The sequence below is a fragment of the Kineococcus aurantiacus genome (assembly GCF_013409345.1).
In the GTDB taxonomy this organism is placed as follows: domain Bacteria; phylum Actinomycetota; class Actinomycetes; order Actinomycetales; family Kineococcaceae; genus Kineococcus; species Kineococcus aurantiacus.
In genome coordinates, this window is sequence record NZ_JACCBB010000001.1 from 2,363,654 (window position 1) to 2,376,303 (window position 12,650).

At 74.3% G+C, this 12,650-nt stretch carries 14 protein-coding genes; 7 read left to right on the forward strand and 7 right to left on the reverse strand.

Going from position 1 to position 12,650, the window contains the following annotated elements:
- Nucleotides 1–79 precede the first annotated feature (79 nt).
- From BJ968_RS11465 to mnhG, 6 genes are read left to right on the forward strand one after another with little or no spacing between them, the layout of a single operon-like run.
- Entirely contained in the window at nt 80–2,875 is a 2,796-nt protein-coding gene (locus BJ968_RS11465; RefSeq protein ID WP_179751926.1) for a Na+/H+ antiporter subunit A, read from the forward strand.
- On the forward strand, nt 2,872–3,303 hold the full coding sequence (locus BJ968_RS11470; protein ID WP_179751928.1) for a Na(+)/H(+) antiporter subunit C: 432 nt from the start codon (nt 2,872–2,874) through the stop codon (nt 3,301–3,303). The genes BJ968_RS11465 and BJ968_RS11470 overlap by 4 nt, the downstream gene beginning before the upstream one ends.
- Nucleotides 3,300–4,862: a Na+/H+ antiporter subunit D gene (locus BJ968_RS11475; protein ID WP_179751930.1), complete on the forward strand. Its 1,563-nt coding sequence runs from the start codon at nt 3,300–3,302 to the stop codon at nt 4,860–4,862. Before BJ968_RS11470 ends, BJ968_RS11475 begins: the two co-directional genes overlap by 4 nt.
- Complete coding sequence (locus BJ968_RS11480) at nt 4,859–5,461, forward strand: Na+/H+ antiporter subunit E (RefSeq protein WP_179751932.1); 603 nt, start codon at nt 4,859–4,861, stop codon at nt 5,459–5,461. Before BJ968_RS11475 ends, BJ968_RS11480 begins: the two co-directional genes overlap by 4 nt.
- The gene (locus tag BJ968_RS11485) at nt 5,458–5,739 is read left to right on the forward strand and encodes an MrpF/PhaF family protein (protein WP_343077972.1); all 282 of its coding nucleotides are present in this window, start codon (nt 5,458–5,460) and stop codon (nt 5,737–5,739) included. Before BJ968_RS11480 ends, BJ968_RS11485 begins: the two co-directional genes overlap by 4 nt.
- The gene (gene mnhG, locus BJ968_RS11490) at nt 5,736–6,092 is read left to right on the forward strand and encodes a monovalent cation/H(+) antiporter subunit G (protein ID WP_179751934.1); all 357 of its coding nucleotides are present in this window, start codon (nt 5,736–5,738) and stop codon (nt 6,090–6,092) included. Before BJ968_RS11485 ends, mnhG begins: the two co-directional genes overlap by 4 nt.
- A 17-nt stretch (nt 6,093–6,109) precedes the next feature.
- Here the strand turns inward: mnhG and BJ968_RS11495 are convergent, their stop codons facing one another.
- The 5 genes from BJ968_RS11495 to BJ968_RS11515 form a co-directional block, all read right to left on the reverse strand.
- Nucleotides 6,110–6,319 carry a hypothetical protein gene (locus tag BJ968_RS11495; RefSeq protein ID WP_179751936.1) on the reverse strand — a complete coding sequence of 70 codons (210 nt, stop codon included), beginning with the start codon at nt 6,317–6,319 and terminating at the stop codon, nt 6,110–6,112.
- 38 nt (nt 6,320–6,357) lie between these two features.
- Nucleotides 6,358–7,068, reverse strand: coding sequence for a metal-dependent hydrolase (locus tag BJ968_RS11500; RefSeq protein WP_179751939.1), 711 nt, complete (start codon nt 7,066–7,068; stop codon nt 6,358–6,360).
- Between the two features lie 120 nt (nt 7,069–7,188).
- A complete protein-coding gene (locus BJ968_RS11505) occupies nt 7,189–8,319 on the reverse strand; it encodes a baeRF2 domain-containing protein (RefSeq protein WP_179751941.1) in 1,131 nt (376 codons plus the stop codon).
- A gap of 72 nt (nt 8,320–8,391) precedes the next feature.
- The gene (locus BJ968_RS11510; protein WP_179751943.1) at nt 8,392–8,787 is read right to left on the reverse strand and encodes a YchJ family metal-binding protein; all 396 of its coding nucleotides are present in this window, start codon (nt 8,785–8,787) and stop codon (nt 8,392–8,394) included.
- A gap of 4 nt (nt 8,788–8,791) precedes the next feature.
- Nucleotides 8,792–9,775: a substrate-binding domain-containing protein gene (locus tag BJ968_RS11515; RefSeq protein WP_179751945.1), complete on the reverse strand. Its 984-nt coding sequence runs from the start codon at nt 9,773–9,775 to the stop codon at nt 8,792–8,794.
- Nucleotides 9,776–9,857: 82 nt separating this feature from the next.
- On the opposite strand from BJ968_RS11515, the gene BJ968_RS11520 reads away from it, so the two are divergent.
- A complete protein-coding gene (locus BJ968_RS11520; protein ID WP_179751947.1) occupies nt 9,858–10,856 on the forward strand; it encodes a Gfo/Idh/MocA family protein in 999 nt (332 codons plus the stop codon).
- A gap of 17 nt (nt 10,857–10,873) precedes the next feature.
- On the opposite strand, the gene BJ968_RS11525 is transcribed toward BJ968_RS11520, so the two are convergent.
- The gene (locus BJ968_RS11525; protein WP_179751949.1) at nt 10,874–12,403 is read right to left on the reverse strand and encodes an LCP family glycopolymer transferase; all 1,530 of its coding nucleotides are present in this window, start codon (nt 12,401–12,403) and stop codon (nt 10,874–10,876) included.
- A gap of 83 nt (nt 12,404–12,486) precedes the next feature.
- A complete protein-coding gene (locus tag BJ968_RS11530) occupies nt 12,487–12,648 on the reverse strand; it encodes a hypothetical protein (protein ID WP_179751952.1) in 162 nt (53 codons plus the stop codon).
- Between the last annotated feature and the right edge of the window lie 2 nt (nt 12,649–12,650).

Genomic DNA, 12,650 nt, shown 5'->3' on the forward strand with positions numbered 1-12,650 from the left:
CCACGCCTGGAATCGAACAGAACGAAACTCCGGGTTACCCTGTGAGGACCGACCTGCCCCCCGATCGTGAGGACCGGCCGTGCTGACACTGCTGATCGTCCACGCTGTCGCCGCCGTCCTCGCCGTGCCCCTGGTCCGGCTCCTGGACCGCCGGGCGTTCAGCGTGCTCGCCCTCGCCCCCGCGGCGACGACCGTCTGGGCCGCGCTCCAGGGCCCCGCCGTCCTGTGCGGCGACGGGCCCCGGGTCGTCGTCGACTGGGTCCCCTCGCTGCATGCCGAGCTCGCGTTCCGGCTTGACCCGCTCTCCTGGGTCCTCACCCTGCTCGTGGGGGGTGTGGGCGCGCTCGTCCTGCTCTACTGCGGCAGCTACTTCCACCGGGACGACCCGGGGTCGGCGCGGTTCGCGGCCGTCCTGACGGCGTTCACGGGCGCCATGACGGGCCTCGTCCTGGCCGACGACCTCGTCCAGCTCTACGTGTTCTGGGAACTCACCACGGTGTTCTCGTACCTGCTCATCGGGTACGACGCGCACCAGCGCAGCGCCCGCCGCGCCGCGATGCAGGCCCTCGTCGTCACGACGTTCGGCGGGCTGGCGATGCTCGTCGGGCTGATCGTCATCGGGCAGTCGGCGGGCACCTACCGGCTCTCGGAGGTGCTCGAGGACTTCCCCACCGGGACCGGGGCGACGGTCGCCGTCGTGCTGGTCCTCGTGGGCGCGGTCTCGAAGTCGGCGCTCGTGCCGTTCCACTTCTGGCTGCCCGCCGCGATGGCCGCGCCGACCCCCGTCAGCGCGTACCTGCACGCCGCGGCCATGGTGAAGGCCGGGATCTACCTGATCGCCCGGTTCGCGCCCGCCGCCGCGGAACTGCCCGCCTGGCGGACCACCGTCCTCGTCCTCGGCCTGGCGACGATGGTCGTCGGCGGGTACCGCTCGCTGCGCCAGCACGACGTCAAGCTGCTCCTGGCGTTCGGCACCGTCAGCCAGCTCGGGTTCCTCACCGTCCTCGTGGGCGCGGGGACCGCGGCGGCCACGACGGCCGGGATCGCGCTGCTCGTCGCGCACGCCACGTTCAAGGCGGCGCTGTTCCTCGTCGTCGGGATCGTCGACCACCAGACGCACACCCGCGACCTGCGGGAACTGTCCGGGCTCGGGCGGCGGATGCCGCTGCTCGCGGTCGTCGGCACCGTCGCGGCCGCCTCGATGGCGGGCGTCCCGGTCGCGTCGGGGTTCGTCGCCAAGGAGGCCGCGTACGCGGCGTTCGAGGACGACCCCCTCGTCCTGGGCGTCCTCGTCCTCGGCTCGGTGCTGACCGCCGCGTACTCCGCGCGGTTCGTGTGGGGCACGTTCTGCCGCAAACCCGGGGTCCCCGACTCCACCGCGCCCAGGCCCCCGGCCGCGCTCCTCGCCGCTCCCCTGGTGCTCGCCGCGGTCACGCTCCTCGCCGGTCCGCTCGCGCCGCTCGTCGACCGGCCCGCCGTGCTCATCGCGCACGACCTGCCCGGCCAGGCCGAGCACCTCGCGCTGTGGCACGGGGTGGGGCTGCCGCTCGTGCTGACGGTCGTCACGTTCGTGCTCGCCGGGCTGCTGTTCCTCGTGCGCGACCAGGTGGAACTGCTGCAGGCGCAGGCCCCGGCCGTCCCCGCCGCCGACCGCGCGTACCGCCGGACCGTCCGCGCCGTCGACCGCGTCGCCGTGGAGGTGACCGGGGCGACGCAGCGCGGTTCGCTGCCCGTCTACCTGGCTTCGATCCTGCTCGTCGTCGTCCTCGTCCCCGGCGGGGCGCTGCTGTGGACGCAGCCGTGGCCGTCCGACGTGGTGCTCTACGACGACCTCGGGCAGGTCGTCGTGGGGGTCGTCGTGGTCGTCGCGGCGGTCCTCACCGTCCGCGCCCGGCGGCGGTTGCGTGCCGTGATGCTCGCGGGCGTCACGGGGTACGGCGTGACGTTGCTGTTCGTGCTGCACGCCGGCCCGGACCTGGCGCTGACGCAGGCGCTGGCCGAGACGATCACGCTCGTCGTGTTCGTCCTCGCGCTGCGGCGGCTGCCGCCGTTCTTCTCCTCGCGCCCGCTCGCCGCGACCCGGTGGGTGCGGATCGCGATCGGCGTCGCGGTGGGCACCTGCACGTCGCTGTTCGCGCTCGTCGCCTCCGGGGCGCGGGTCGCGGTGCCGACGTCGATCGGGCTGCCGCAGTGGGCGTACGACTACGGCGGCGGGAGGAACGTCGTCAACGTGACCCTCGTCGACGTCCGCGCCTGGGACACGATGGGCGAGATCTCCGTGCTGCTCGTCGCGGCCACCGGCGTCGCCTCCCTGGTGTTCCGCCGCCGCATGGGCTCCATCGACCAGGCGTTCGCCGCGCACGATGAGGAGAACACCCCGCAGAAGCCCACGACGTGGCTGCCCGCGGGCGGGACCGTCGACCCCGAACGCCGCTCGGTGGTCTTCGAGGTCGTGACCCGGCTGACGTTCCACGCGATCGTCGTGCTCTCGGTCTACCTCGTGTTCTCCGGCCACAACCAGCCCGGTGGGGGTTTCGCCGGCGGGCTCGTCGCGGGGCTGGCCCTCGTCGTGCGCTACCTCGCGGGCGGCCGGTACGAGTTCAACACGGCCGTCCCGGTCAACGCGGGCTGGTTGCTGGGCAGCGGGCTGTTCCTGTCCGCCGGCACCGGCCTCGTGGGGATCCTGCTGGGCGGCAACGTCCTGCAGACGGCCATCCTGCAGTTCGACCTGCCCGTGCTCGGCCACGTGAAGCTCGTGACGTCGCTGTTCTTCGACGTCGGCGTGTACCTGCTCGTCGTCGGCCTCGTCGTCGACGTCATCCGCAGCCTGGGTGCCGAGATCGACCGCCAGATCGAGGAAGGGGTCTCCCCGTGAGCCCGAACCTGACCCTGATCGTCGTCTCCGGCGTGCTCGTCGCCTGCGGGGTGGCGCTGCTGCTGGAACGGACCCTGACCCGCGTGCTGGTCGGTGTCGTCCTGCTCGGCAACGGGATCAACGTCCTGTTCCTCGTCGCCAGCGGACGGCCCGGTCGCGCGCCGATCCTCAGCGGCGGGACGACCGCCGAGACCATGAGCGACCCCCTCCCCCAGGCGATGGTGCTGACGGCCATCGTCATCACCCTCGGGATGGTCGCGTTCGTCCTCGCGCTGGCCTACCGCAGCTGGCAGATCGGCGGTCACGACGAGGTCCAGGACGACGTGGAGGACCGCCGCATCGTGCGCCGCGCCGAACTCGACGAGACGTCCGCCAGCTACGACGACGACACCACCGCGACGAGCTCGGAGCAGGGGGTGTCCCCGTGACCGAGTGGGCGCGCGTCCTCCTGCCCCTGCCCGTCGTCCTGCCCCTGTTCGCCGCGGGCCTGACCCTGGCGCTGGCCCGGCGCCCCCGCGCGCAGCGCACCATCTCGGTGACGGCGCTGAGCGTCGTCGTCGCCGCGTCGGTCGCGGTGCTCGTGCTGACCGACCGCGGACGCGGCACGTACTCCGTGGACGTCGGCGGCTGGCCGGCGAGGCTGGGCATCCCGCTCGTCGCGGACCGGCTGTCGGCGCTCATGCTCGTCGTGAGTTCCGTCGTGACCCTGGCCGTCCTGGTGTACTCCCTCGCGCAGGGCGTCGCCGACGGCGAGGAGGGGACGCCGGTCTCGATCTACCACCCGACCTACCTCGTGCTGTCGGCCGGGGTGTCGAACGCGTTCCTGTCCGGGGACCTGTTCAACCTGTACGTCGGGTTCGAGATCCTGCTGGCCGCCAGCTACATCCTGCTGACGCTCGGCGGGACGGCGGCCCGCGTCCGCGCGGGCACCACCTACGTCGTCGTGAGCCTGCTGTCGTCCATGGTGTTCCTCACGGCCATCGCCCTGGTCTACGCGGCGACCGGGACCGTGAACATGGCGGAGCTGTCGGTGCGGCTGCGGGACGTCGACCCGGACGTGCAGCTCGTCCTGCACCTGCTGCTGCTCGTCGGTTTCGGCATCAAGGCCGCGGTGTTCCCGCTGTCGGCGTGGCTGCCGGACTCGTACCCCACCGCGCCCGCTCCCGTGACGGCCGTGTTCGCGGGGCTGCTGACGAAGGTCGGCGTGTACGCGATCATCCGCACCGAGACCCTGCTGTTCCCCGGCGGGCAGGCGTCGCGGCTGCTGCTGTGGGTGGCGCTGGCGACGATGGTCGTGGGGATCCTGGGCGCGGTCGCGCAGAACGACGTCAAGCGCCTGCTGTCCTTCACCCTGGTCAGCCACATCGGGTACATGGTGTTCGGGGTGGCGCTCGGCACGGCCGGCGGGTTGTCCGGTGCGGTGTTCTACGTCGCGCACCACATCACCGTGCAGACCACGCTGTTCCTCGTGACGGGGCTCATCGAGCGCTGCGCGGGGAGCACGTCGCTGGACGCGCTGGGCTCGCTCGCGAAGCGCACGCCGCTGCTGGCGGTCTTGTTCTTCGTCCCGGCGATGAACCTCGCGGGGATCCCGCCGTTCTCCGGGTTCCTCGGCAAGCTGGGGCTGCTGCAGGCCGGCGTCGACGTCGGGACGTGGCCGGCGTACGTCCTCGTCGCCGGGGGCGTCGTGACGAGCCTGCTCACGCTCTACGCCATCGCGAAGGTGTGGAACCGCGCGTTCTGGCAGGAACCGCAGACCGAACCGTCCGGCGAGGTCGGCGGGCTCGCCACCGCGACCCGCGTCGGGACGCGCACGCCCCTGGGGATGGTCGTCCCGACGGCCGCGCTCGTCGCCGTGGGGGTGGGCATCACCGTCGTCGCGGGGCCGCTGTTCGGCATCAGCGACCGCGCGGCGCAGGACCTGCTGGACCGCACGCCGTACACGTCGACCGTCCTGCACGACCGGGTCCCGGAGGTGGGTTCGTGAACGCCCAGGTGCTGTCGCTGCGCGAACGCGTGAGCCCGCCGCTGCTGGTCTGGCTCGTCGTCCTGTGGTTGCTGCTGTGGGGCGACGTGTCGTGGGCGAACGTCGTCTCCGGCACGGTGCTGGCCCTGCTCGTCACGGTGGTGCTGCCGATGCCGAAGGTCACGTTCGGGGTCCGGCTCCGGCCGCTGCGGATCGTGGCGCTGCTCGCCCGGTTCGTCGTCGACCTGTTCGCCGCGAGCGCCCAGGTGGCGTGGCTCGCGGTCAGGCCGGGGCGGCAGCCGCGCAACTCCGTGGTGAAGGTCCCGCTGCACTCGGGGTCGGACCTGTTCGTCACGATGACCGCGGAACTGGTCTCGCTCGTCCCGGGGTCGGTCATCGTCGAGCTCGGGGCGCCGTCGCTGCAGGGCGGTCAGGGGTCGATCTACGTCCACGCGCTGGGGGTCGACACCGAGGAGGGGCGGCAGCGGATCCGCCGCGAGGTGCTGCTCACGGAGCGCCGCGTCCTGCGGACGTTCGCGACGCCGCAGGTGTACGCGCAGTACCTCGACCGCTGCCGGGCCGACGGGTCCGACAGCCTGTGCGACGGGGGTCCGCGGTGAACCCGGTCGTCGTCGCCCTGTGCGTGGGGATGCTGTCCGTCGCGGCGCTGTGCGCGCTGATCCGCGTGGCGAAGGGCCCGACGATGCTGGACCGGGTCGTCGCCCTGGACGTCGTCGTCGCGACCGTCGTCATCGGGTTGTGCGTGGAGGCCGCGGCCAACCGGCACGCGACGACGCTGCCCGTGATCGTCGTCCTGGCGCTCGTGGGGTTCGTGGGGTCGGTCAGCGTCGCGCGGTACGCGGCGAAGGAGTCGGACGAGGAGAGGGGCAAGCGGTGAACCCGGTCGCGGAGGTCGTCGTCCCGGTCGCGCTGCTGCTGGGCTGCCTGCTGACGCTGCTCGCGGCCGTCGGGCTGCTGCGGTTGTCCGACCTCCTGGCCCGCATGCACACGACGGCCAAGCCCCAGGTGCTCGGGGTCCTGCTGTCGCTCGTCGCGGTCGGGTTGCAGCTGCACCGGGCCACCGACGTCGCGATGATCGTCGCGATCGGCGCGTTCCAGCTGCTGACGGTGCCCGTCGCGGCGCACGTGGTGGGGCGGGCGGCGTACCGGACCGGTCAGGTCGACCCGTCGGTGCTGGCCCACGACGACCTGGCCGACGACCTGGCGCGGGGCGAGCGGCCGGCGGGGTGAGCGGTCGGCGGGGTGAGCTACTCCCCCTCGCGCGAGCGCCGGACCCGCCACGCGGCGAGGAAGTAGACGGCCCCCGCGCTGAAGGCCACCGCCGCCAGCCAGGCCAGCGGGCTGGGGTCGGAGACGACCACGCCCCACGACGCGACGGCTACGACCGCGTACAGGAGCCCGGACCGCTTGGACTGCTCCAGCGTGCTCGTCGCCCGCCACCAGGGTTGTCTCGCCACGTCACCAGTGTGCCGGGGCGCGGGGGGTGCCGCGGACCTCACACCAGCGGCGTCAGCAGGTGCCGCACGGGCCCGACGTACCGCACCAGCCCCAGCACGGTCAGCACGGGGAAGACGAAGTACTGCAGCAGCGGTTCGGGCCCGCGGCCGGCGCGGAACAGCCGCAGCCCCACCGTCAGGGGCTTCTTGCGCAGCCACGTCGTGAACGGCACGGGCACGCCGTCGGTGGTGAGGGCGTCGCCGAGGACGTGGACGACGACGCCGCCGGCGACCGCGACGGGCAGCCAGGGCAGCACGACGCCCTGCCGGGTCAGCCACCAGGCGGCCAGGAAGGACACGACGAGGTTGCCCAGGGCGGTCTTCTCGGTGTCGCCGGGGACGAGCTGGGCCACGGAGTGCAGGGCCAGGCCGATGGCGAGGGCCAGCACGACCAGCGCCGACCAGTGGTTGCTGGCGGCGAACGCGGCGAGGACGCCGAAGACGAGCGGCGCGACGACGAGGTCGTGGGTGCCGCCGCGGTGGCGGCGGGCGAGCACGCCGATGACGCGCGACAGCGCGCGGGTGGGGGGTCCCCACATGGAGCCGGCGGTGGAGCCCTTCTGGTCCAGGTCGGGCAGGTAGGCGAACCCGCCGCAGGCCACGACCCACGCGAGCTGCTCCAGGGGGCGGTCGATGCCGAGGTGCGCGGCGGCGAGGCCGAGGGTCAGGGCCCCGGCCGCCAGTCCGCTGGCGGCGTGCGCCGGACCCATCACGGTGTGTCGTCCTCCCAGGTCAGGAGCCTGGAAGGTTACCCGTCCGGGGGCGGATCGTTGTGACAACGCTGCCGTTGACCGCGACCGTTGTCACAACGATCCACCCCCCGCGACCGGCTAGGTGGCGTAGCGCAGGAGGGCGCCGATGCCGTCGGTCATGGTCAGCAGCGGTTCCTCGCCGTCCTCCTCGGGGCGGGGCACGAGCTCGATCTCGGCGTCGGAGGCGGCGAGGGCGCGGACGAGGGCCGCGTCGGCGCGGACCTCCTCGACGTCCTGGACGCCGAGGGCGTGCAGGTCGGAGGTCGTGGTGGCGACCTCCAGCGGGCCGGGCCCGGCCCACAGGTGCCCGCCGGCCCGGGGGTCGTCCAGGAGCAGGAGGGTGGCGACCTGCCCGGCGCGCAGGGCGGCCACGACGGGGCCCATGCCCTCGACGGCGAGCCCCTGGCGGCCGCGTTCCTGGGTGAACCGGTCGACGACGGCCTGCCGGCGGCGGGCGCGGACCTCGTCGAGGGCGTGGGCGACGTTGGCGGCGAAGGCGCGTTCGCGGGTCCCGGCGGCGCGGCCGCCGCCCTGCACCTCCACGAGCAGGTCGAGCACGACGGGGGCGGCCTTGTCCTTCAGGGCGGCGGCGGCCTTCGTGTCGCCGGTCAGGAGCACCACCTCGGGACGCTCGGCGCGCACGACGGCGGCGAGCTCGTCGGCCACGGCGGCGGCGTTGTGGTCCCAGGAGTCCTGGACGGCGTGCTGGTAGCGCAGGGCCGCCCACCCGCCCCCGGGCACCTTGTGCAGCAGGTCGTGGCCGCCCTCGACGGTCTGCTTGCGGGGGGCCTCGACGGTGTCGGAGCGGGCGACGGTGATGTCGGCGCCGGCGCGGTCGAGCTCGACGAGGACGTAGCGCACGTCGTCGGCGGTGGAGCGCACGAGGGGCATGAGGTGGGCGACGGGGCCGGTGGTGGCCTCCTCGCGCACCGGCGGGGCCGGGAGCACGACGTCGAGCTCGAGGCCGGAGGCGGTGGCGACCATGGCGCGGCCGAGAGGGCCGCCGAGGCCGGTGGGCTCGGTGGCGACGGAGTCGAGGGCGGCGAGGGCGGGTTCGGGGGCGCCCTGGCCGGCGAGGGCGGCGCGGGCGTCGCGCCAGCGCAGGTCGATGTCGTGGGCCCCGGTCTCCCGGTCGCGGGTCGCGTCGACGTAGACGGAGACGTGCGGCCCCGGGTCCAGGGCAACGTCCTTGAGCCAGTCCAGCTTCACGGGACTCCTTCCCTCGTGATGATGTTGCTGTGCGCTCTTGGTCCGTGACTCAGCGTGGACGAACCGCGACGGTCACGCGACCCGGTTTCCCGTCGGACCTTCGTACACCCACCGGCCCTCCACGCGCACGAAAGCCGATTCCTCGTGCTGGACCCCCCGCCGCCCCGCCTGCCGGTAGTGGGCCTCGAACTCGACCGTGCCGGTGTCGTCGAAGGGGCTGCCGCGGTCGGTGCCGAGCACGACGAGCCGCTTCCACTCCAGCTCGGGGTCCAGGTCGAGGTCGGCGGGGCGGGTGTCGGGGTGCCAGCTGCGCAGCAGGTGCGCCACGTCGCCGACGGCGAAGGCCGTGTAGCGCGAGCGCATGAGGGCCTCGGCCGTCGGGGCGTCCCGGCCGTCGAGGTAGCGGCCGCAGCAGCCGGCGAGGGGTTCGCCCCAGCCGCAGGGGCAGGGCGCGTCAGGAGCGGTCACCCGGTCATCCTGGGGCCGTGGTGGCCCGCACGACGAGCCGCGGCGCGACCAGGCGCAGGCCGGTGGGGGCGCCGGGGTCGGCCAGGCGGGCCAGCAGGCGCTCGGCGGCCAGCCGCCCGACCTCGTGCGCGGCGTTGTCGACGCTGGTGAGGGAGACGGCCCGCAGCGCCGCGGTGGAGGTGTCGTCGTAGCCGACGACGGACAGCCGCGCGGGGACCCGCACGCCGAGGTCGGCGGCGGCGGCCAGGACCCCGACGGCCACGGCGTCGTTGGCGGCGACCACCGCGGTCGGCGGCTCGGCCGCGCGCAGCAGGGCCAGGCCGGCGCGGTGGCCGGCGTCCTCGGTCATGGTCCCGACCTCGACGAGGGCCCGGCCCCCGCCGTCGGCCACGGCCCGCTCGAAGGCCTCCCGCCGCAGCCGGCCCACGGGGCCCTCGCCGCCGACGTGCGCGACGCGCCGGTGCCCCAGGCCCAGGACGTGCTCGACGGCGAGCCGGGTCCCGGCCTCGTCGTCGCCGGCGACCACGTCGACGTCGAGGGGGTCGGCGGGGTCGAGGCGGGTGCCGGCCAGGACGGTCGGGACGGTGCCGGCGACCTCGGCGACCACGGACAGGTCGGGCAGGGTGCCGATGACGACGACCCCGTCGACGCGCAGGTCCGCGAAGGTGCGGGGGGCCTCGGGCTCGCTGCGGGACTCGGCCAGCACCGGGCGCAGCCCCGCGGCCCGCAGGACCGGGCGCAGCCCTTCGAGGACGTCGACGAACCAGGGGTTGCGCAGGTCGTCCAGGACGAGGCCGATGGCGCGGGTGCGGCCCTGGGCCAGGCTGCGGGCCGTGGGGTCGGGGCGGTAGCCGAGCTCGTCGACGGCGGCCAGGACGGCGGCGCGGCGCTCGGGGGACACCTTCGGGGAGCCCTGCAGGACGAGGGAGACCAGCGACTTGGACACCCCGGCGCGGGCGGCGACGCTGCGGATGGTCGGGCGGGTCACGCGGCCTCCTTGACAGCCGGGTCGGGAAGCCTGATCGTAGACCTCGTTGGACCGGTCCAATACTCGACGAGGAGCCCTGTACATGTCCGACCTCCACCTCGGCCTCGCCGGCGTCGGTCGCATCGGCGTCATGCACGCCCGCAACATCGTCACCACCCCCGGCGTCGGGCGCCTCACCGTCACCGACGTCGACGCCGGGCGCGCGCGGCAGGTCGGCGCCGAGGTCGGGGCCGAGGCCGTCGCCGACGTCGAGACCCTCCTGGCCTCCGGGGTCGACGGCCTCGTCGTGGCCACCGGCACCGCCCAGCACCCCGAGCTCATCCGCGCCGGCGTCGAGGCCGGCGTCCCCGTCTTCTCCGAGAAGCCCGTCGCCCCCGACGTCGCCCTCTCCCTGCCCGTCCTGGACCTCATCGCCGCCCGCGGCGGCGTCGTCCGCATCGGCCACCAGCGCCGCTACGACCGCGGCTACCTGGAGGCCAAGCGCGCCTTCGCCGCCGGCGAGCTCGGCTGGCTGCACGCGGTCCGCGCCGTGACCTGCGACGTCACCCCGCCGCCGGTGTCGTTCCTCGCCACCTCCGGGGGGCTGTTCCGCGACTGCAGCGTCCACGACTTCGACGTCATCCGCTGGATCACCGGCCGCGAGGTCGTCGAGGTCTACGCGCGCGGCTCCAACAACGGCGACCCCGCCATCGGCGAGGTCGGCGACGTCGACTCCGCCCTGGCCGTGTGCACCCTCGACGACGGCACCCTCGCCGTCGTCACCGCCTCCCGCTACAACGGCGCCGGCCACGACGTCCGCCTGGAGCTGCAGGGGTCGCGGGGGTCGATCGAGGTCGGCCTCGACGACCGCACCGCGCTGCGCTCGGCCGAACCGGGCGTCACCTTCCCCGGCGGCACCCCGCACACCACCTTCGCCGAGCGGTTCGCCGACGCCTACCGCGCCGAGATCGCCGCCTTCGCCGACCTCGTTCGCGGCGTCGAGGGCGAGCTGTGCCGCCCCGAGGACGCCGTCGCCGCGTCCCGGGTCGCCGACGCCGCCCAGGAGTCGCTGCTGCGCGGGGTGCCCGTGCGGGTCGGCTGACCCGCGCGCGGCGCCCCTCAGGCGCAGATGCTGTCGGTGGCCACCCGGGCGGTGATCGTCGCGCTCGGCGCCGGGGCCGCCGGCTGCGCGCCCGTCACCCGCGCCCGCACGTCCGTCACCGTCGTCCCGGCCGTCCGGACCTCCACGACGACGTTCTTGCCCAGGGCGGGGTCGAGCTGCGTCGGCGCCCCGCCCAGGGCGGCCGCGACCGTGTTCGCCGAGTCCTCCCGGCCCGTGCCGTAGCGGACCAGGACGTCCTCCCCGGAGTGGGCCGTGCCGTCACCGGCACCGGCGCCGACGAACCCGACCCCCACCAGCTGCTGCGCCAGGGCCCCGGCGACCCCCGCGGTGCCGCCCACGTTGAGGACCTGCACGGAGATCCTCGACGGAGCCACCAGCAGCTCCGAGCTGGCCGCGGGGTCGCCCGTGGGGCTCGCCGTCGGCGTCGCCGCCGCCGGGGCCGCGGTGTCGGTGCGGATCTGCTGCCACAGCGCCTCGGCCGCCGGCGTCCACTGCACGCGGTTGCGGTCGGCCGGGTACTCCTCGGTGGGCACGGTCACGAACTGCACGCCGTCGGCGGGCATCTTCTGCAGCGACTGCGCCAGGGAGGCGATCTCCGACAGGCTCGCCAGGCCCGTGTCCGTCGTCACCGACTTCGTCGCCGCGTCGAGGAAGGCGTACAGCTTGTCCGGGCGCGTCAGGACCGCCGAGCTCGTCACCTTCTGCACCATCGAGCTCATGAGGGCCTGCTGACGGCCGATGCGCGAGATGTCCGAGCCGTCGCCGATGTGCCGCACGCGCGCGTACGCCAGCGCCGTCGCCCCGTCGACGTCCGCGTGCGTGCCGGCGGCCAGGTGCAGGTTCGCCGCCTTGTCGTCGATGGCCTCCGGGGTGCAGATCGTCACCCCGCCCAGGGCGTCGACCATGGAGCGGAACCCGCTGAAGTCCACGACGACGTAGTGGTCGATCGGGACCTGCGTCAGCGACTGCACCGTCTTGATCGTGCACGCCGCGCCGCCCTCGGCGAACGCCGAGTTGAACTGGCCCTTGCGCGCCCTCGTCGTCGTGCCGTCCGCGGCGGTGCACTCGGGGATCTGCACCATCGAGTCGCGCGGGATGCTGACCAGCGTCGCGCTCTGCCGGTCCGCGGCCAGGTGCACCAGGACCGTCGTGTCCGAGCGGGCGCCCGGGTCGGCGGCCGCCCCGCCGTACTCACCGCCCGTGCCGTCGGACAGGTCGCGGGTGTCGCTGCCCATCACGAGGACGTTCACGGCGTCCTGGCCCGTCGTGGGGTCGATCGTCGACTCGTCCGACGGCCTCGCACCGACCAGGGTCCCCAGGTCCTGGGCGTTGATGTTGCCCTGGAGCTTGTAGTACGCGAACACCCCACCGCCGGCCGCCAGGACCGTCAGCACCACGGCCGCGACGAGGAAGCCGCGCAGCACCCTGAACGCCGTGCCGTGCGCGTGGTCGGAGTGGGCGCCGCGCGGGCGGCGACCGGCGCCGGGGACCTCGGGCCGGGACTCCGGATCGGTGGAAGTGGACACGACGTCACCGTACGGCCGACGGGCCCCGGGGCCTGAGCGGAGTCGGCACAGTTGCGCAGCGTGTGCGCGAGGCCTTCACACGGCTAGCGGCCCTCGACCGTGCCGTCGTTGACGGCCAGCCGGTCGGCGACCGCGGGGAAGACGACCTCGAAGCAGAGCAGGACGACCGCGGCCGCCACGAGCAGGCTCACCAGGGCCTTCAGCCACCGGGGACCGGGCAGGGACCGCCACCACGCCGCGTACACCG